Annotated in this window: 20 protein-coding genes, 1 tRNA gene, 1 pseudogene and 1 other annotated feature; of the genes and pseudogenes, 15 read left to right on the top strand and 7 right to left on the bottom strand. The window is 66.9% G+C overall.

The genetic code is table 11. The features are described from left to right. Positions 1–12: 12 nt before the first annotated feature. Positions 13–1,428 carry an amidohydrolase family protein gene (locus G6N67_RS35420; RefSeq protein WP_268951234.1) on the top strand — a complete coding sequence of 472 codons (1,416 nt, stop codon included), beginning with the start codon at positions 13–15 and terminating at the stop codon, positions 1,426–1,428. A 96-nt stretch (positions 1,429–1,524) separates the two neighbouring features. Here G6N67_RS35420 and G6N67_RS35415 read toward each other — a convergent pair whose 3' ends face one another. Beyond that, positions 1,525–2,169: a polysaccharide deacetylase family protein gene (locus G6N67_RS35415; RefSeq protein ID WP_036439131.1), complete on the bottom strand. Its 645-nt coding sequence runs from the start codon at positions 2,167–2,169 to the stop codon at positions 1,525–1,527. Further along, entirely contained in the window at positions 2,166–2,828 is a 663-nt protein-coding gene (locus tag G6N67_RS35410; RefSeq protein ID WP_036440493.1) for a TetR/AcrR family transcriptional regulator, read from the bottom strand. The genes G6N67_RS35415 and G6N67_RS35410 overlap by 4 nt, the downstream gene beginning before the upstream one ends. A gap of 63 nt (positions 2,829–2,891) precedes the next feature. Here G6N67_RS35410 and G6N67_RS35405 point away from each other — a divergent pair, with 63 nt between their 5' ends. From G6N67_RS35405 to G6N67_RS35385, 5 genes and pseudogenes are all read left to right on the top strand, one after another. Beyond that, positions 2,892–3,551, top strand: a complete 660-nt coding sequence (locus G6N67_RS35405; RefSeq protein ID WP_036439133.1) for a hypothetical protein — start codon at positions 2,892–2,894, stop codon at positions 3,549–3,551. A 48-nt stretch (positions 3,552–3,599) separates the two neighbouring features. After that, complete coding sequence (locus G6N67_RS35400; RefSeq protein ID WP_036439135.1) at positions 3,600–4,430, top strand: alpha/beta hydrolase; 831 nt, start codon at positions 3,600–3,602, stop codon at positions 4,428–4,430. Between the two features lie 34 nt (positions 4,431–4,464). Next, entirely contained in the window at positions 4,465–5,328 is an 864-nt protein-coding gene (locus G6N67_RS35395; protein WP_036439137.1) for a fumarylacetoacetate hydrolase family protein, read from the top strand. A gap of 10 nt (positions 5,329–5,338) precedes the next feature. Continuing rightward, the gene (locus tag G6N67_RS35390; RefSeq protein ID WP_081812763.1) at positions 5,339–5,518 is read left to right on the top strand and encodes a DoxX family protein; all 180 of its coding nucleotides are present in this window, start codon (positions 5,339–5,341) and stop codon (positions 5,516–5,518) included. 381 nt (positions 5,519–5,899) lie between these two features. Next, a pseudogene (locus G6N67_RS35385) lies at positions 5,900–7,138 on the top strand (IS3 family transposase). After that, positions 6,184–6,315: a sequence feature (AL1L pseudoknot), on the top strand. It overlaps the preceding pseudogene by 132 nt. 255 nt (positions 7,139–7,393) lie before the next feature. On the opposite strand, the gene G6N67_RS35380 reads toward G6N67_RS35385, so the two are convergent. After that, positions 7,394–7,479 (bottom strand) — tRNA-Leu (locus G6N67_RS35380). Between the two features lie 122 nt (positions 7,480–7,601). On the opposite strand from G6N67_RS35380, the gene G6N67_RS35375 reads away from it, so the two are divergent. Beyond that, positions 7,602–8,945: a M20/M25/M40 family metallo-hydrolase gene (locus G6N67_RS35375; protein WP_036439141.1), complete on the top strand. Its 1,344-nt coding sequence runs from the start codon at positions 7,602–7,604 to the stop codon at positions 8,943–8,945. 23 nt (positions 8,946–8,968) lie between these two features. Then, the gene (locus G6N67_RS35370; protein ID WP_036439143.1) at positions 8,969–9,493 is read left to right on the top strand and encodes a YbhB/YbcL family Raf kinase inhibitor-like protein; all 525 of its coding nucleotides are present in this window, start codon (positions 8,969–8,971) and stop codon (positions 9,491–9,493) included. Between the two features lie 66 nt (positions 9,494–9,559). Here G6N67_RS35370 and G6N67_RS35365 read toward each other — a convergent pair whose 3' ends face one another. The 3 genes from G6N67_RS35365 to G6N67_RS35355 are packed head-to-tail and all read right to left on the bottom strand — an operon-like array spanning position 9,560 to position 11,879. Next, complete coding sequence (locus G6N67_RS35365) at positions 9,560–10,624, bottom strand: quinone-dependent dihydroorotate dehydrogenase (RefSeq protein WP_036439145.1); 1,065 nt, start codon at positions 10,622–10,624, stop codon at positions 9,560–9,562. Further along, positions 10,624–10,884 (bottom strand): DUF5703 family protein, encoded by a 261-nt coding sequence (locus G6N67_RS35360; RefSeq protein ID WP_036439146.1) that lies wholly within the window; start codon positions 10,882–10,884, stop codon positions 10,624–10,626. The genes G6N67_RS35365 and G6N67_RS35360 overlap by 1 nt, the downstream gene beginning before the upstream one ends. After that, a complete protein-coding gene (locus G6N67_RS35355; protein ID WP_051579142.1) occupies positions 10,881–11,879 on the bottom strand; it encodes a YncE family protein in 999 nt (332 codons plus the stop codon). Before G6N67_RS35355 ends, G6N67_RS35360 begins: the two co-directional genes overlap by 4 nt. A 159-nt stretch (positions 11,880–12,038) precedes the next feature. Between G6N67_RS35355 and G6N67_RS35350 the strand changes: the two genes are divergently transcribed. From G6N67_RS35350 to G6N67_RS35330, 5 genes are read left to right on the top strand one after another with little or no spacing between them, the layout of a single operon-like run. Continuing rightward, positions 12,039–12,350 (top strand): hypothetical protein, encoded by a 312-nt coding sequence (locus G6N67_RS35350; protein WP_110798671.1) that lies wholly within the window; start codon positions 12,039–12,041, stop codon positions 12,348–12,350. A gap of 45 nt (positions 12,351–12,395) precedes the next feature. Continuing rightward, positions 12,396–13,226: an undecaprenyl-diphosphate phosphatase gene (locus G6N67_RS35345; RefSeq protein ID WP_036439149.1), complete on the top strand. Its 831-nt coding sequence runs from the start codon at positions 12,396–12,398 to the stop codon at positions 13,224–13,226. Continuing rightward, positions 13,223–13,894 (top strand): histidine phosphatase family protein, encoded by a 672-nt coding sequence (locus G6N67_RS35340; RefSeq protein ID WP_036439151.1) that lies wholly within the window; start codon positions 13,223–13,225, stop codon positions 13,892–13,894. Before G6N67_RS35345 ends, G6N67_RS35340 begins: the two co-directional genes overlap by 4 nt. Positions 13,895–13,929: 35 nt before the next feature. Beyond that, entirely contained in the window at positions 13,930–14,517 is a 588-nt protein-coding gene (locus tag G6N67_RS35335; RefSeq protein ID WP_036439153.1) for an Rv2134c family protein, read from the top strand. Further along, positions 14,501–15,325, top strand: a complete 825-nt coding sequence (locus G6N67_RS35330) for an Rv2133c family protein (RefSeq protein ID WP_036439155.1) — start codon at positions 14,501–14,503, stop codon at positions 15,323–15,325. The genes G6N67_RS35335 and G6N67_RS35330 overlap by 17 nt, the downstream gene beginning before the upstream one ends. Before the next feature lie 3 nt (positions 15,326–15,328). Here the strand turns inward: G6N67_RS35330 and G6N67_RS35325 are convergent, their stop codons facing one another. Continuing rightward, positions 15,329–15,979, bottom strand: coding sequence for a DUF6891 domain-containing protein (locus tag G6N67_RS35325; RefSeq protein WP_131524811.1), 651 nt, complete (start codon positions 15,977–15,979; stop codon positions 15,329–15,331). 113 nt (positions 15,980–16,092) lie between these two features. Here G6N67_RS35325 and G6N67_RS35320 point away from each other — a divergent pair, with 113 nt between their 5' ends. Both G6N67_RS35320 and mshC read left to right on the top strand, forming a co-directional pair. Beyond that, entirely contained in the window at positions 16,093–16,851 is a 759-nt protein-coding gene (locus G6N67_RS35320) for a 3'(2'),5'-bisphosphate nucleotidase CysQ (RefSeq protein ID WP_036439159.1), read from the top strand. Between the two features lie 108 nt (positions 16,852–16,959). Next, positions 16,960–18,201, top strand: coding sequence for a cysteine--1-D-myo-inosityl 2-amino-2-deoxy-alpha-D-glucopyranoside ligase (gene mshC / locus G6N67_RS35315; protein ID WP_036439161.1), 1,242 nt, complete (start codon positions 16,960–16,962; stop codon positions 18,199–18,201). The last annotated feature ends 20 nt before the right edge of the window (positions 18,202–18,221 follow it).

Below are 18,221 nucleotides of genomic sequence, written 5' to 3'. Positions count from 1 at the left end.
CTGTATCCGTTAATGGGAAGTGGGAGGCGAGCAGTGGCGCGAATATTGCTACGCGGTGCGCAGGTGATCACCATGGCGCCGCATCGTCCCGACACCGAACGCATCGACGTCCTCGTCGAGGACGATCGCATCGCGGCGATGGGCGACCACCTCGATCCGATTGGCGCCGACGTTGTCGACCTTGAGGACCGCATCGTCATCCCCGGGCTCGTCAACGCGCACCTGCACACGTGGCAGACCGCGCTACGGTTCGCCGGCGGAGACTGGTCGCTGTTGGAATACCTGGCCCACACTCACGGCCACGTCGCCCGCAGATACGGCCCCGACGATATGCACATCGGGACAATGGCTGGTGCGCTGAACCAAATCAGCTGCGGTACAACCACTGTGGGCGACTGGTGTCACAACTGCCTGACCCCGGCCCATGCCGACGCCGCTATCGACGCACTGAATATTGCCGGCATCCGTGCGGTCTTCTTTCACGGCACACCTCACGGCGGTCCTACCAAACCCCATGACATGTCCGAAGTCGACCGCCTCCTCTGCGGTCCCATCGCGAGAAACCCTCTACTCACGCTGGGGATGGCAATCAAAGGCCCGCAACTCTCTGCACCTGACGTGGCGATCGCGGACCTGCGAGCCGCCGTCGACCGCGGCCTGATCGCATCGATGCACCAGAGCGCCGGAACGTCAGGACACGGCTGGAATGCCGTCGGCACTGCTGGCCTGTGGGGCCCACACGCCAACATCGTGCACGGCACCGGGCTGACCGACCGATGGGTCAAGAAACTCGCCGACGCCGGAGTCACCTTCACGACCACACCGGAAAACGAACTGGGTCAAGGACATTGCACGGCAATCACCGAAAAACTGCTGGATGCCGGCGGGGCGCCGTCACTCGGCACCGATACTGAAACGGCCGTATCCGGTGAAGTTCTCACCGCTGCCCGTATCACCCTGGCCCACCAACGAGGCCTGGCCCACGAGCAGGAGTTCCACCGCACCGGGCTGAGCGCGCCCAGCGCAGGGCTCAGCAGCAAGCAGGCGCTGTCGTGGGCAACCGTCCACGGTGCGCGCGCGCTCGGCATGGCCGACAAGGTCGGCCACCTCGCCCCCGGCATGCAAGCCGATCTCGTCGTCATCGACGCCCGCGCACTGAACCTGTGGCCGGCCCACGACCCGATCGCCGCGGCGTTGCAGGCGAGCATCGCCAACATCGAAGCGGTCATGATCGGCGGGCACTGGCGCAAACGCCACCACAGCCTGGTCGACACGGATATCGACGAAGTCAAAGACCGTCTGCAGCAGTCCGGCGAACGCTTCGCCCACAAGATCCGCGCGACCGGCCCGCTCGCCCGCACACGACGCCGCGTCGTACGCACGGTCGTGCGCCGGCACCTTCGTCGCCAAATCGGCTCCGGTGACTAGCGACATCGACTCACATCTCCAGCGAGTGACGGCGACTGCCGACTCAATTCGTGTCGCCTCAAGTGTGTGCCCGAGGGGTTGGTTCGTATCGTCGGGTCAAAGGCTTGTCGTCAAATGGTCGAGGTCGGCGGTGCGGATTCCGTTGTAGATGGGCATGCATGGCTCGGGAAAGTCCTGGACGATGTCGGCGCCTCGCTCGGTGAGTTCGTCGAGAAATTTCGGCAGGTGCTGCATGGCTCCGGTGGGTAGGTCGTGAATGACTACGACGCTCCAGTCCTGGTGGGCAATGTCATCGAGGCATCGCTGCACCCACTGGTCGGGCTGGTCCCAGTCGTGCGGCACGCTCGTCCACAGCACACAGGTGTAGTCGTGCCGTTGCAGGTAGTCGATCGCGGCAGGATTAAAGACGCGTCGGCCCAGCACGCCGCCGCCGGCGTAAGGCCGGAACAACTTCACCGGTCGGGCCAAAGTGCCGATGATCTCTTCTGCATCCCCAATCTCTCGGGTGACTAAAGCTAGATCTGTTGGGGCATCGCCGAACTGGATGCTGTGAGTCAAGGTGTGGTTGCCGATCCAGTGACCTTCGGAGGCTGCTCGTTCCGACAGGGCACGCGCACTCGGTTCGGTGAGTTGGCCGGCGATCACGAAGAACGTGGATTTGATGTCCCGCTGACCGAGAATGTCGAGAACCTCGGCGGTCGTTTCGGTAGGGCCGTTGTCGAAGGTGAGGGTGACTTTCATGACGTCTCCCTTGCCGCGACACGCGCCCGCAGGCCCGCGATGAGCATGTCGGCGACAAACTCGGCGTGGTGCTCGATGGCGGCAGGTTCGGTTGGGTCGTCGGGTTCGAGCATGAGGGCAAACGGCACCAGGCTGAACGGCGCCGTGCCCCCGTGGGCGACCAGGAAGTGCAGGCTGCGCACGTCGGCGGCGTTCAATACGTCACTGTCGACGAGCACCTTCAGGGGCTCGGTAAGGCGAGCGTAGAGCGGCTGAACATGAACCTCGTGGAGGTAGGTGAGGCGCGCACTGAGGGTCGCGCCTTCGACGGTGACCAACCGCAGAAGCTCCGGGCGGCGTGCGTGGCTCACCAGGAACCGCACGATGGTCTGACGTGCTGCCTCCATCAGGTCGCGCTCGGCCAACTCTGTGTCGACGGTGATCTGCTCGTGGACTTCACCGAACGCGAAGTCCACCGCGGCGTACCACAGTCCCTCCTTGGACCCGAACCGCTGATGAATCAGATTGTGACTGACGCCCAGTTCACGGTTGAGCGCAGCGACCGACGTCCCCTCAAAGCCCTTCTCAGCGAACATCTTCAATGCCGTGGACAAAATATCCGGCAATGCCGCCGGAGTCTCGGCAGCCGGCGGCCGGCCCTGTCGCTTGGCAGTTGTCATGTCATCCAGCATAACGGCAGATGTTGACGAGCATCAACATCTGACGATAGCCTCGGCTCCATCATGTTGATGATCATCAACAATTTGCGGGAGGATGCAATGGCGCGGAAACCAAGGACACGTTCGTCGGTCCAGGTCTTCAATATCCTGGCCACGCTGGGAGGCGCAGGCCACAATTGGTTCGAGCGGTGGGCGGGTCTCGGGGTTTTCCTGGAGCCTTGGCTGGGCCGGCGGGTGACCAACGTCTTGTGGGCGGCTGCACCACCGCTGCTGTTGCGCAGCGCCGCGCGGGGCCGTTGGCGCGGGGAGGACGCGGCGCTGGCATTTAACGCCGGCATCTCGCTGGCATCGGTGGTCGTGCACTTCATCGATTGGCCCTGGACACGGCGGCTCGGGCTGTTCCCGTGGCTCGACGAGGCCGAAGGCCTACCGCCGGAGTTGGTAGGCCCCTATAACGCTGTGTTGTGGGTCTGGGGCGTGGGGGGTGCCGGCAGCATCCTCTTCGAGACCCGCCGCGCCGACCTGAAATACGCTGTGGTCGGACTCGTCGCCGGTCCGTTGCTGTTGGCATCGGCCCGGCACCATTTCACGTGGGCGCGCGAGCAGGCTGCTGAGGACACCAGCGGCCGGTGGAGTCCGGTGTTCTCGGCCGGTGACTCTGCGGCCACCTCGCCGTCGCGACGGGAGAGCTTGCGCACCGCCCCTAAGGCCGAAACACGTTGACACCAAACGGATAAGACCGCTGTCAGACACTCAGCGAGGAGATGCGAAATGCAACGCGAAGAACACATGATCGGCGACACCTTCGCCTACCGGTATGCCGGACCCGGGGCTGACCATGTCCTGTTGGTACAGCATGGGATCGGAGGTCACGGGGGGATCTACGACAAGTTCGGGGCACACTACGCCGAACGAGGCGCCGAGGTGTGGTGCATGGACGCTCCCGGCCATGGCCGCTCGTGTGTCGATCGTCGTGCCGGCCAATTCACCTTGCAGGAGTGGGTGGACGCCGCGCTGAACGTGACCGAGCACATCGCCACCCACACCGGCTTGCCGGTGTTCATCAAAGGTTCGTCGTTGGGCGCAGCCGCCGCCTACTGTGCCTATGCGGCGTCAGACTCCCACGCCGGCGCCATTTTGATGGGATTCGCCATACCGTCCTCGCCACTGATTCCCGCCGACAACCCCTTTCGCTCCGAGGCGTTCGAGCAGATGACCGCCTTTTTCGGCACGGCTTTGCGATTCGACATCGACCAATACATCAACTTCGACGAGGACTACGGGTTCCGTGGAGCGGGCGTGCAGAAACACAATGACCCGCTCAACACCTGGAGTTATGACCTCGCCGCCTGGGGGTCGATCCTGCGTTATGACCCGGCCGTCGCGCTGGCCGACAACACCAAACCGATCCTGTTCGCCGTCGGGGAGAAGGATCCCATCTTCACCCCTGAGATCGCCAAGATGGTCGCCGATGCCACCGGCGGACCGGTCCAGCTACACATCCATCCTGACGCCGTCCATCAGCTGATGCTCTTCCACACCTGCGGCTATGCCGACGTGGTGCACGGCTGGTGCACCAACCAGCTCAGCTCATCGCACTAGAACCGGACCCCTCTGTCGCCTGCAAAGGAAAGCCATGAAACTCGCCAACCTGGCCGGCCGCGCCGTGTCGATCACCCCGGACGGGATTGTCGATCTCGCCAAAGCGTCCGGAGGGTCACTGCCCAGTCAACCCGACGCGGCGATCGCCAATCTCGATGACTTCCGGACGTTCTACGCGACTGCGCAGCCCGAACCGAACGTCACCCTCACCGAAGCCGACCTGCTCGACGACCTCAGCCTGCTCGGCCCACCGGTGACCGCTCCCCGACAGATCTTCGCCGTCGGGCTCAACTACGCCGACCACAGCACAGAAACCGGCCTTGCCGTTCCCGACCGGCCACTGATCTTCACCAAATTCGCCTCTTCATTGGCCGGCCCGGGCGCAAGCATCCCGCTACCCGCGCCGACCTGCGACTGGGAGGTCGAGCTGGTCACGGTCATCGGCCGCGGTGGCCGCAACATCACGCCAGAGGCCGCGATGAGTCATGTGGCCGGATACTGTGTCGGCCAGGACATCTCGGAGCGGGCTTCCCAGATGGAAGGCACGCCACCGCAATTCAGTCTCGCCAAAAGTCATCGAGGGTTCAGTCCAATCGGCCCGTGGATCACCACCACCGATGAACTCTCCGACCCGAGCGACCTGGCCATCATGACCACGCTCGATGACGAGATCGTCCAGCAGGCCCGCACCAGCGAGATGATCTTCACCGTCGAAGACCTTGTGAGTCACCTGTCCGGCATCTGTGAACTGATGCCCGGTGACCTCATCTTCACCGGCACCCCGTCCGGCGTCGGATACTCACGCACCCCACCGCGTTACCTCACTCCCGGCAGCATCGTGTATTCGGCCATCGAAGGCCTGGGCCGACTTCGCAACCCCTGCACCGCCGCCGGCTGAGGACGCACATATGCGTTTAGCGACGACCATCCTGATGGGGTTACTGGCACTGCTGCTCATCGCCACCGGCACGATGAAACTGCTCAACAACGCCACCGCGCGCGGCAACGCCGATCACCTTGGGATCAGTGCCAATCTGAGCCGCGCGATCGGCCTCGCCGAAATCGCAGGGGCTGCGAATGCTTCTTGATCTTGGCTGGAGCCGCCGAGCTTGCTGAGAGGCCATTAGCGGAGTCGTTCGCTTCCGCAGACCGCACCCCGCCGGTGTTCGACCCGCGACACCCACGCCGTGACGTTGGCGGAGGACTTCAGAAAGAGCTTCCCTTTGGAGGCTGGATGTTTGGAGTTGGGCATGGAGCCCGCGTGTGGCGGGGTGCCGGCACCGAAGGCGTTGCTATGGGCCGTGGCCGAGCTGGTACTGGGCGCGCAGCCGGCGGCTTACACGTATGCCTCGGGATTGGTCTCGGCGAGCATCTTCCACCGGCAGGGCACCCAGGAACATAAGCGGTGGATGCAGCTTGAACCGTCCTGGGTCTGGTGGAGTCCTTGATCGCACCAGGAGGATGTGGTTGTGGCTGCACCGAGGAAGTTTGACCCAGAGACCCGTGAGCGGGCTGTGCGGATGTATCACGACCGGATCGCGCAGACCGGGGATTCGAAGCTGGCTGCGCGTAAGCAGGTCGGGCAGTTGTTGGGGATCAACCAGGACACGCTGCGTGGCTGGGTCGAGAACCGTTACGGAACGATGGACTCGACCACCAGTGCGGCTCCCGATGAGAAGGACGCTGAACTGAAGTCGCTGCGCAAGGAGGTCGCCGAATTGCGGAGGGCCAATGAGATTTTGAAGACGGCGACAGCGTTTTTCGCGGCGGCGGAGGTCGACCGCCGCATTCGGTGGTCGTCGAGTACATCGACGCTCACCGCCACCGGTTCGGGGTCGACCCGATCTGCACCGTGCTCGCCGAGCACGGCCTGCCGATCGCCCCGTCCACCTACTACGCGGGCCTTGTGTCCGGGGTCCGGTCAGCGATGCCGCCTGGGCGGAGGCGCACGCGGCCAACGTCGTGCATCGGCTGTATGTGGCCAACCGGCGGCTCTACGGGGTCCGCAAGATGTGGCATGCGATGAAACACGCCGGTCACGACATGGGCCGCGATCAGGTGGGCCGGTTGATGCGGATCTGCTCCGATCGCGGGGATCGTGCGCGGCACACGGCGCACCGTGACTACCACCGCCGACCCGGGCGCGCCGCGGCACCCGGATCTGATCGACCGTCAATGGGGTGCACCGACCAGACCCGATCAGTTGTGGGTTCCCGACGCTGCAAGGGTTCGTCTATACCGCGTTCTGCGTCGACGTGTTCTCGCGAAGGATCCTGGGCTGGCGGGTGATGCCGACCAAGGCCGCGCCGTTGGTGACCAGCGTTCTCGAGCAGGCCGTGTTCACCCGGCGCAGAACCGATTTCCGTTTCACCACAACAGATTTAGTGCATCACTCCGATGCGGGCAGTCAGTACACCTCACTGGCGTTCACCGACGCCCTGCGCGAGTCGGGCATCGCCGGCTCCATCGGCTCGGTCGGCGACGCCTTGGACAACGCGTTGATGGAATCGGCGATCGGACTCTACAAAACCGAACTGATCAACCGAGAGAAAACCTGGTCCGGCCGCGCGGAGGTCGAACGAGAAACCGCATCGTGGGTGCACTGGTACAACACCAGCCGCCTTCACTCTGCGCTGGGCTACCTCTCGCCGACCACTTACGAAAACCGCTACCGTGACACCGTCACGTCCATACCGGACGTGGCATAACGACGGTCTCCACCCAGACCAGGACGGTTCAGCTGATGGCGTCATGGCAGCCACCTACACCACCTCGGCATCGGAGGCCGCCACGTCGGCGCCCCGGTCCTGATCCTGGTAACCACCACCGTGTCGGTCATCAGCAACACCGGCTACCACCTCATCGCCGGCCACCACATCAACCCAGACCGCAATTACTGGCCCGACCAACAAACCCCGACCAAAGGCCGGGGTGATCTGTAACCAACGACTCGACTCACACTGTGTCCGAGGGGGGACTTGAACCCCCACGCCCGTTAATAGGGCACTAGCACCTCAAGCTAGCGCGTCTGCCATTCCGCCACTCGGACTCGTGGCCAACCCCGCGGGGTTGGGCGCCTAAGGCTATCGGATCAAGTGGCTTTGGCCCAAACCAGGTCGGCCGGACCCGCCGAACCCGCAGGCCCACACAGCTCCGCCGGCAATGGTACGAATGGTGACTGTGACTGTCCCCGCGGCCAGCGCCGACGAGGTTGTGGACCTTGTCAGCGCGCTCATCAGGTTCGACACCTCCAACACCGGCGACCCGGCGACGCTGAAACCCGAAGCCGAATGTGCCCGGTGGGTGGCCGACAAGCTGCAGGAAGTCGGTTACGAGACCGAATACGTCGAGGCGGGGGCTCCCGGCCGCGGCAATGTGTTCGCCCGCCTGGCCGGCGCCGACCCGCGGCGTGGCGCGCTGATGATCCACGGCCACCTCGACGTGGTGCCCGCCGAGCCCGCCGACTGGAGCGTGCACCCGTTCTCGGGCGCGATCGAGGACGGCTACGTGTGGGGCCGCGGCGCGGTCGACATGAAGGACATGGTCGGCATGATGATCGCGGTGGCCCGCCACTTCAAACGTGCGGGCATCGTGCCGCCCCGCGACCTGGTGTTCGCGTTCGTCTCCGACGAGGAGCACGGCGGCACCTACGGCGCCCAGTGGCTCGTGGACAACCGGCCCGACCTGTTCGAGGGCGTCACCGAGGCGATCGGTGAGGTCGGCGGGTTCTCGTTGACCGTGCCGCGCAAGGACGGTGGTGAACGCCGCCTGTATCTGATCGAGACCGCCGAGAAGGGCCTGTCGTGGATGCGACTGACGGCGCGGGGCCGCGCCGGGCACGGGTCGATGGTGCACGACGACAACGCGGTGACGGCCATCGCGGGCGCGGTGGACCGGCTCGGCAGGCACCGGTTCCCGCTGATCCTCAACGACGCGGTCGAGCAGTTCCTGGCCGCGGTGTCCGAGGAGACCGGCTTTTCGTTCGACGTGAATTCACCCGATCTCGACGTGACGATCGAGAAGCTCGGCGGGGTGGCCCGCATCGTGTCGGCCACGCTGCGTGACACGGCCAACCCGACCATGCTCAAGGCCGGATACAAGGCCAACGTGATCCCGGCGACTGCCGAGGCCGTCGTCGACTGCCGGGTGCTGCCGGGCCGCAAGGAGGCCTTCGAACGTGAGATCGACGAGCTGATCGGTCCGGACGTGACGCGCAGCTGGGAGCGCGATCTGCCGTCGTACGAGACGACGTTCGACGGGGATCTGGTCGACGCCATGAACGCGTCGCTGCTCGCGCAGGATCCGCAGGCCCGCATCGTGCCGTACATGCTGTCCGGCGGAACCGATGCGAAGTCCTTCCAACGATTGGGTATTCGGTGTTTCGGGTTCGCACCGCTGCGGCTGCCGCCGGACCTGGATTTCGCGGCGCTGTTCCACGGTGTGGACGAGCGGGTGCCGGTCGACGCCCTGCAGTTCGGGGCCAACGTTCTGGAACACTTCCTGCAAAACTGCTGACCGACGTTTACGAAGGGGATCAGATGACCACATCGCCGTACGACAACCTGCCGAAGCTGCCGAGCTTCACGCTGACCTCCGAATCGGTCACCGATGGCCAGCCGCTCGGCAACGACCAGGTCAGCGGCATCATGGGCGCGGGCGGCTCGGACGTCTCGCCGCAGCTGAGCTGGTCGGGTTTCCCGGCGGAGACCAAGAGCTTCGCGGTCACGGTGTACGACCCAGACGCACCCACCGCGTCCGGCTTCTGGCACTGGGCGGTTGCCGATCTGCCCGCGTCGGTCACCGAGCTCCCCGCGGGCGCGGGTGACGGTAGCGAGTTGCCGGGCGGCGCGGTCACGCTGGCCAACGACGCGAGCCTCAAGCGCTTCATCGGTGCCGCCCCGCCGGCGGGCCACGGCCCGCACCGGTACTACATCGCGGTGCACGCCCTGCCGGTCGAGTCGCTCGGCCTGCCCGACGGCGCCACCCCGGCCTATCTCGGCTTCAACCTGTTCGGCCAGGCCATCGCCCGCGCCGTCATCTACGGCACCTACGAGCAGAAGTAGCCACGAACCTGAGCTTGTGTGCGAGAAATCAGCGGAATCTCGTACACAAGCTCAGGTTGGGCCGCCTCAGCGGGGATTGGCCGAGCCCACCGCGTCGGCCAGAGACGAAAATCCGCCGGCGTGCAGGCGCTGCGCGATGCCGTCGTGAATCTGCTTGGCCCACAGGCCGCCGCCGTAGATGAATCCGGTGTAGCCCTGTAGCAGTGACGCCCCGGCGGTGATCCGCTCCCACGCGTCGTCGGCGGTCTCGATGCCACCGGCACTGATCAGCACAAGCTTGTCGCCCACGCGGCGGTACAGCCGGCGCAGCACCTCAAGCGACCGCCGGGCCACGGGCCGCCCCGACACGCCGCCGGAGCCCAGGTCCGCGACCCCAGGCGTCTGCAGTCCGTCGCGCGAGATCGTGGTGTTGGTGGCGACGATGCCCGCCAGCCCCAATTCGACTGCCAGGTCGGCGATCTCGTCGATGTCCGCGTCGGAGAGGTCGGGTGCGATCTTGACCAGCACCGGCTTGGTGGTCTCGGCTTTGACGGCGGCAAGGATCGGCCGCAGCGAGGACACCGCCTGCAGATCTCGCAGGCCCGGGGTGTTCGGTGAGCTGACGTTGACCACGACGAATGACGCGAGCGCACCGAGCAGCCGCGCGCTGTGCGCGTAGTCGTCGACGGCCTTCTCGGGTGGGGTGACCTTCGACTTGCCGATGTTCACCCCGATCGGCACGTCGGGCGTGTGCTGGGTCAGGCGCTGAGCCAGCGCGCTCGCGCCCTTGTTGTTGAACCCCATGCGGTTCAGCAGGGCGTGGTCGTCCGGCAGCCGGAAAAGCCGCGGTTCCGGGTTGCCCGGCTGGGCTTGCGCCGTGACGGTGCCGACCTCGGCGTAACCGAAGCCCAGCGCGCCCCATGTGTCGAGTCCGCGGCCGTCCTTGTCGAACCCGGCCGCCAAGCCCAGCGGGCCCGGAAACCGCACGCCGAACACCGTGCTGGCGAGCACCGGGTCACTTGGCGCGAGCCGCTTGGCCAGTGCGCGCCGCAGTGCCGCGGGGCCCGTCGCGAGCCGCAGCAGGCCGAAGACCCACACATGGACACGTTCGGCGGGCACCAGGAACAGCACCCGCCGCAGCGCGGCGTACATCACAGCGCCGGCTGGTCCGGCATACCGGAATTGGTCTTCTTGCGGCGCAGCAGCACCCGTCGGCTCCCGTCTGTATAGGCCCGGACCCTGGTCAGCTCCCAGCCCCGGTATTCCGCTTCGATCGACAGCCGGATCGAGGCGCTGACCCTCGTGACATCGGGTGGCAGCCGCAGCGGAATCCAGTCGTATTCGTCGGACGAGTCTTCCGCGACCACTTTGTCCCAGCCCGGTGGCATCCGGCCGCGTTGGATGGCCGTCATGGTTTGCCTGCGTTGGTGATCACCTGCACACCTGCTCCCGAGCCGGACACTACATACAGAGTGCCGGATTTGTCGTCGTAGGCCAGGGAGTTCGGTTGTTGCACGGTTCGATATCGCACCTTCTCGACGGGGATGCCGGTGTCAAGATCGTAACCAATGACCGTGTTCGAAGCCGTCTGTGACACCCAGGCCAGCCGCGACGATCCGGCCAGGCCGTACGGCGCGGCGGGCACGGGATAGCGCTGACGCATGATCAGCGGCCCGGTCCCGAACACTAGCAGCTCGTCGCCGCGGGTGTCGGCCACCAGGACGCGGCCGTGCGGGTCGGTGGCCATGGTGGTGGCCCCCTCGCCGGCCCGCAGCGCGTGTTCGGCCTTGGTGCCGGTTTCGTCGACGGTGGTCACCGAGGTCTGCCCGCGGTCCAGTACGACGGCGGTATTGCCTTGGGTGACAAGCCAATCCACTCGGGCGAACGTCTTCAGCGTGGCGCCCACAGTGCGCTCGGAATTCAAGGTGTACACGGCTCCGTCGGAGCTGCCGAGCACGACGTTGCCGTCGGCGCGCACCGCGATCGCGGTGAAATCGACGTCGGTGGCACCGTCGACGGCGATCTTGGTGGGCTTCGCTGCGGCGTCGGTGAGATCCATCCGGAAGTAGCCGCCGCGGGTGGCCAGCAGCAAAGTGCCGCTGCCGGTGTCGGCGAGCGCGGTGGCCGTGGCTTCGAGCAACGCCGTGCGGGGCGGTTGTGCGCCCGCCATCAGCGTCAGCGTGGACTGGCCCGCCGGGCCGGGCCCGAGTATTGCCAGTGTCGCGGTCGCCGGGTCGAACACCGCGGCCTGTGCATGGCCGCTCAGGGGCCGGACGATGCCGTCCGGTGCGCCGGTCACCGGTGGGGACACGGCGGCTTTGGCGGGTTCGATGGTGGGCGGCGGGGTGTCGGCCGGATTGGACGAGCACCCGGCCAGCAGCAGCAGGGCCAGTGCGGCCAGGCCCATGCGACGGGCCTGACCTGCAAAAATTAGGCGCAACGGATGGCTCTCGATCAGGTTCGGACGGTTGACCAGCCAGTCTAGGCAGGCGCCCCGGCCGGGCATGTGCGGGGATTTGGTCGCGTCTGCCTACGTACTTGCATATGCAAGAGTATGGTGCGAATCATGACCCTCTCCGCAGACCGGGAATTGGGTAGCCGGGAATTTGCTATCGAAGACATTTCCACTGGTGTACACGCCAGCGGATTTGGCCAAGTCGGCGATGGCCGGACATTTTCCTTCCACATCGAGCGACAGCAGCTGCTCGTCGAGGTGTACCGCCCGCGGCTGTCGGGCCCGGTTCCCGGCGAAGAGGACGTGGTGGCCGTCGCCACCCGCAAACTGACCGACATCGACCTCACCGACGAACGGAGCCTGTCCGCCACGGTGCGCGACGCGGTCGCCGACGCGCAGCCCGTACCGCGCACAGCTCGCTGACATTTCCCTCACGGTACGGTCGTCGTCGTGACTGACGTCCCGGCCATGTCGTGGCTGCAAGTGATCGTGCTCTCGATCGTGCAGGGCCTCACCGAGTTTCTCCCGGTGTCGTCCTCCGGGCATCTCGCGATCACCTCGCGGTTGTTCTTCGACGACGACGCGGGTGCCTCGTTCACCGCGGTAACCCAGCTCGGCACCGAACTGGCAGTGCTGGTCTATTTCGCGCGGGACATCTGGCGGATCATCACTGCCTGGTTCAACGGCCTGTTCGTCGCCGCACACCGCAACGCCGATTACCGGCTGGGCTGGTACGTCATCATCGGCAGCATCCCGATCGGGGTTTTCGGTCTGCTGTTCAAGGACGAGATCCGCACCGGTGCACGCAATCTGTGGCTGGTGGCATCGGCGCTCATCGTGTTCTCCGCGGTGATCGCCGCGGCCGAGTACTTCGGTCGCCAGACCCGCGACGTCGAGCGGCTCACGTGGCGCGACAGCGTCGTCGTCGGCCTGGCCCAGTGCCTGGCCCTGGTTCCCGGCGTCTCGCGCTCCGGCGCGACCATCAGCGCGGGTCTGTTCCTCGGCCTGGACCGCGAGCTCGCGGCCCGGTTCGGGTTCCTGCTGGCCATTCCCGCGGTGTTCGCGTCCGGCTTGTTCTCGCTGCCCGACGCGTTCCACCCGGTCGGGGAGGGCATGAGCGCCAGCGGCCCACAGTTGCTGGTCGCCACCGTGATCGCGTTCGTGGTCGGCTTCGCCGCGATCGCGTGGTTCCTGCGATTCCTGGTGTCGCACAGCATGTACTGGTTCGTCGGGTACCGCGTGGTGCTCGGTGTGGTGGTGCTCACGCTGCTGGGCACCGGCGTGATGGCGGCACAATGACCGTCATCCTGCTGCGGCACGGCCGCTCGACCTCCAACACCGCACACACCCTCGCGGGCCGGTCCGAGGGCGTGGATCTCGACGAGCGCGGGCTCGAGCAGGCCTCGGCCGTGGTGGACCGGATCGGCGAGCTGCCCGTGCGCGCGATCGTGCGGTCACCGTTGCTGCGCTGCGAACGCACGGTCGAGCCGCTGGCCGCCGCGCTCGGGCTGCGGCCGATCGTCGAAGACCGCCTGACCGAGGTCGATTACGGCAGCTGGACGGGGCGCAAGATCGCCGATCTGGTCAAAGAACCGCTGTGGAAGGTGGTGCAGGCGCAGCCCGGGGCCGCGGTGTTCCCCGACGGCGAGGGGCTGGCCCAGGTGCAGGCGCGTGCAGTCGCCGCGATCCGCGAGACCGACCGCGCGCTGTCCGAGGAGCATGAGGCCGACGTGCTCTGGGTCGCGTGCACGCACGGCGACGTGATCAAGGCGGTGCTGGCCGACGCCCTCGGTATCCACCTCGACGGCTTCCAGCGCATCACCGCCGACCCGGCGTCGATGAGTGTGATTCGCTACACCGACCTGAGGCCGTTCGTCGTGCACATCAACCACACCGGTCCGCAACTGAGCGCCGGGCTTGCCGCGAAGCCGGCCACCGACGCGGTCGTCGGTGGGTCCACCGACTGACCCGCGGCGCCGCTACCGGTATTTTGGGAGGAGCCATGGCCCGCGCAATTCACGTCTTCCGCACCCCCGACCGCTTCGTGGCCGGGACGGTCGGCCAACCCGGTAACCGGACGTTCTACCTGCAGGCCGTCCACGACAAACGGGTGATCTCCGTCGTCCTGGAGAAGCAGCAGGTTGCGGTGCTCGCCGAACGGATCGCCGCGCTGTTGCTCGAGATCAACCGCCGGTTCGGCACGCCCATCCCGCCCGACACGGGCGAGGTGGCCGACCTGCGGCCGCTCATCACACCGGTGGACGCCGAGTTCCGGGTCGGAACCATGGGGCTGGGCTGGGATTCGGAGGCGCAGACCATCGTGGTCGAGCTGCTCGCGGTTTCCGATGCCGAGTTCGACGCGTCGGTGGTGCTCGACGACGCCGAGGAGGGCCCGGACGCCGTGCGGGTTTTCCTCACCCCCGAGTCGGCCAGGGAATTCGCCACGCGGTCCAACCGGGTGATCTCGGCCGGCCGGCCGCCGTGCCCGCTGTGTGACGAACCGCTGGATCCCGACGGTCACATCTGTGTCCGCACCAACGGCTACCGGCGGGGCGAGGTGGCCGGAGGGGATGATGACGCCGACGGCTAGCGGCCGCGACGGCGAGGTTCTCTCCCACGGTGAGTTGACGGTGATCGGCCGGATCCGTTCGGCCAGCAACGCCACCTTCCTGTGCGAGGCCCAACTCGACGACCGGCAGGTGCATTGTGTGTACAAGCCCGTGCGGGGCGAGGCGCCGCTGTGGGACTTCCCGGACGGCACGCTGGCCGGCCGCGAGCTGAGCGCATACCTGGTCTCTGCCGCGCTCGGCTGGAATGTCGTGCCTCACACCATCATCCGTGACGGCCCCGCCGGACCGGGCATGCTCCAGCTGTGGGTCGACCAACCAGGTGACACCGCCGAGGCGGACGACGTGCCCGATGCCGGCCCGGATCTGGTCGATCTGCTTCCGGCGGGCCACATTCCGCCGGGGTTCCTGCCGATCCTGCAGGCCTACGACTACCGCGGCGACGAAGTGACCCTGGTGCACGCCGACGATCCGCGGCTGTTCCGGCTGGCGGTGTTCGACGTGCTCATCAACAATGCCGACCGCAAGGGCGGCCACGTCCTCTGCGGCGTCGACCACCACGTCTACGGCGTCGACCATGGCGTGAGCCTGCACGTCGAGGACAAGCTGCGTACGGTGCTGTGGGGCTGGGCGGGCAAACCTGTCGACGATGAAACGCTGGCCGATGTCGCGGCGCTGCGTGACGGCTTCGCCGAACTCGACGAGCAGTTGCGCGGGCACATCACGCGGGCCGAGATCGCCGCCTTGCGCGCGAGAATCGTTGCGCTGCTGGACAATCCCGTGATGCCCACGCCGGACCGGCGCAGGCCCATTCCTTGGCCCGCGTTTTAGCGCCTACTGCGGTAACGGCTTGCGCCACTGGGGCAGGCGCACCTCGATGCGTTCGGCGGCCGACCCCGACCAGGTGACCGACAGCCCATGGCCCGTGGCGATTTCGACGACGCGCGTGCCGACCATGACGTCGGTCTGCGCGAGCGCCTCGTCCATCGCGGCTTCGTCGCCTGCGGTCGCGGCGCTGCGGATCGCCTCGGGCAACGCGGGGTGGGGGTTGAACGAGCCGAAGCCCAGGTACACCGCCGGCTCGGGGTAGCCGAGTTCGTACGCGTCCTGTTGATGGAAGTACACGTAGCCGATCTCGCGGATGCCGCCGTCCGCAACCCACGTCGCCTCGCTCGCGATGTCGTGGTAGGCGCAGGTTCCACAGCAGGAGAAGCACATTCGAGCCACGATCGATTCCGATTCCAGTTGCTCGAAGACGCTTTGCAGGCGACCGTAGTCGCCCGTGTCGGGCCACTGGGCCTGCTCGACGAGTCGGTCCTGCCACATCGCGCGGACCAGGGCGGTGACCTCGTCGCGGTGCTCCTCGAGACCCTCGGCATGGTCGAACGCCCAACACGTGACGTCGTCGAGATCCCAGAAGCCTGCCGCCAGGTAGGGCCGCACATATTCGCTCAGGGTGCTTCTGAGGGGCTCCGGCAAACTCATCATTCGAATCTAACGGCGTCCCGAGCCCGGCCCTGGCACCAATTTCCGCCCCGAATCCGGCATCGGGCCAACCCGGCGCTGCTCGGCGATTCGGCGGCACAGATACTTGTTGTATGCACTCGACCGATGCCGACCTGGCTGCCGCCGTGGCCGAGGAGGCCGGAGAGCTGCTCATCGGTGTCCGCGAGGAGATCGGTTTCTACGACCCGTACTACCTCGGCGACGAGGGCGACCGGCGGTCCAACGCCCTGATCCTGGATCGCTTGGCGCAGGCGCGACCGGGCGACGCGGTGCTCAGCGAGGAGGCCGTCGACGACCTCGCGCGCGTCGACGCCGACCGGGTGTGGATCGTCGACCCCGTCGACGGCACCCGGGAGTTCTCACTGCCCGGCCGGGAGGACTGGGCCGTGCACATCGCGCTGTGGCAGCGGCACCGGATCGGCGGGCCCGGCCTCACCGACGCCGTGGTGGCTCTTCCGGCCCGCGGTGAGGTGTACCGCAGCGACACCGTTACCCCACCCGCACCCCGAAGCGACGGTCCGATCCTGATCACCGCGAGCTCCAACCGGCCGCCCGCGGTGCTGTGGCGCATGCGGGAGCGCCTCGACTTCCGGATGGTGCGCATCGGGTCGGCCGGGGCCAAGGCCATGGCGGTGGTGCGCGGCGATGTCGACGCCTACATCCACGCCGGCGGCCAGTGGGAATGGGATTCGGCGGCGCCTGCCGGGGTGGTGCTGGCCGCGGGGCTGCACGCGTCGCGCCTCGACGGCTCCGAGCTCGTGTACAACCGGGCCGACCCGTACCTGCCGGACTTCGTGATGTGCCGCCCCGAACTGGCGCCCGTGCTGCTCGACGCGATCGGTGCGGCCTGATTCCGGTGGATCGGGAATGGATCGGAGTGCATCGTTGTCTGTCTCTTTGAACTGCGTGGTACTGACCGGCGGGAGGCCGATCTGAGCGAGCACCTTAGAGTCGAGACCATGCAAGCATGGCCGGCGCCGACCATCCCGGTACTGCCGGGGCAGGGCCCCCAGTTGCGGCTCTACGACAGCGCCGACCGGCAGATCCGCCCGGTCTCGCCAGGCCCCACCGCCACGATGTACGTGTGCGGTGTCACCCCGTACGACGCGACCCACCTCGGTCACGCCGCCACGTATCTGACGTTCGACCTGGTGCACCGGCTGTGGCTGGACGCCGGGCATCACGTGCACTACGTGCAGAACATCACCGATGTCGACGACCCGCTGTTCGAGCGGGCCGCCCGCGACGGCCTGGACTGGCGCGAGCTGGGGGATCGCGAGACCCAGTTGTTCCGCGAGGACATGACCGCGTTGCGGGTGGTGCCGCCGCGCGACTACGTGGCGGCCACCGAGGCCATCGACGAAGTGGTCGAGATGGTCGAGAAGCTGCTGGCCTCGGGCGCGGCCTACGTCGTGGACGACGCCGAGTATCCCGACGTGTACTACCGGGCCGACGCCACCGTGCAGTTCGGCTACGAATCCGGCTACGACCGCGAAACCATGCTGCGGCTGTTCGGCGAGCGCGGCGGCGACCCTGACCGCGCAGGCAAGGCCGACGAACTCGACGCGTTGCTGTGGCGCGCCGAGCGTCCCGGCGAGCCCAGCTGGCCGTCGCCGTTCGGTCCCGGCCGCCCCGGCTGGCATGTGGAGTGTTCGGCGATCGCGCTGACCCGCATCGGCACCGGCCTGGACATCCAGGGCGGCGGTAGCGACCTCATCTTCCCGCACCACGAGTTCTCGGCCGCCCATGCCGAATCCGCCACGGGGGAGCGGCGATTCGCCCGCCACTACGTGCACGCCGGCATGATCGGCTGGGACGGGCACAAGATGAGCAAGAGCCGCGGCAACCTGGTGCTGGTGTCGCGGCTGCGGGCCGACGGGGTCGATCCTTCGGCGGTGCGGCTCGGCTTGTTCGCCGGCCACTACCGGTCGGACCGGTTCTGGAGCGATCAGGTGCTCGCCGAGGCAGAAGCGCGTTTGGCACGGTGGCGCAGCGCAGCCGCGCTGCCGGCCGGTCCTGATGCGACCGATGTGGTGGCGCGCGTGCGCCAGTACCTCGCGGACGATCTGGACACTCCGAAAGCCCTTGCCGCAGTGGATGGTTGGGTCGAGGATGCGTTGACCTACGGGGGGCACGACGCGGCGGCGCCCCGGACCGTCGCGACCGCTGTCGACGCACTGTTGGGTATAGAACTGGGGTAACCGCGGCGGTAAGTTGACGG

Origin of the sequence: Mycolicibacterium mageritense (genome assembly GCF_010727475.1) — a bacterium.
Classification (GTDB): domain Bacteria; phylum Actinomycetota; class Actinomycetes; order Mycobacteriales; family Mycobacteriaceae; genus Mycobacterium; species Mycobacterium mageritense.
The sequence above is the reverse complement of the archived record's forward strand: the minus strand, read 5'-3'. Positions and strand labels throughout refer to the sequence as shown.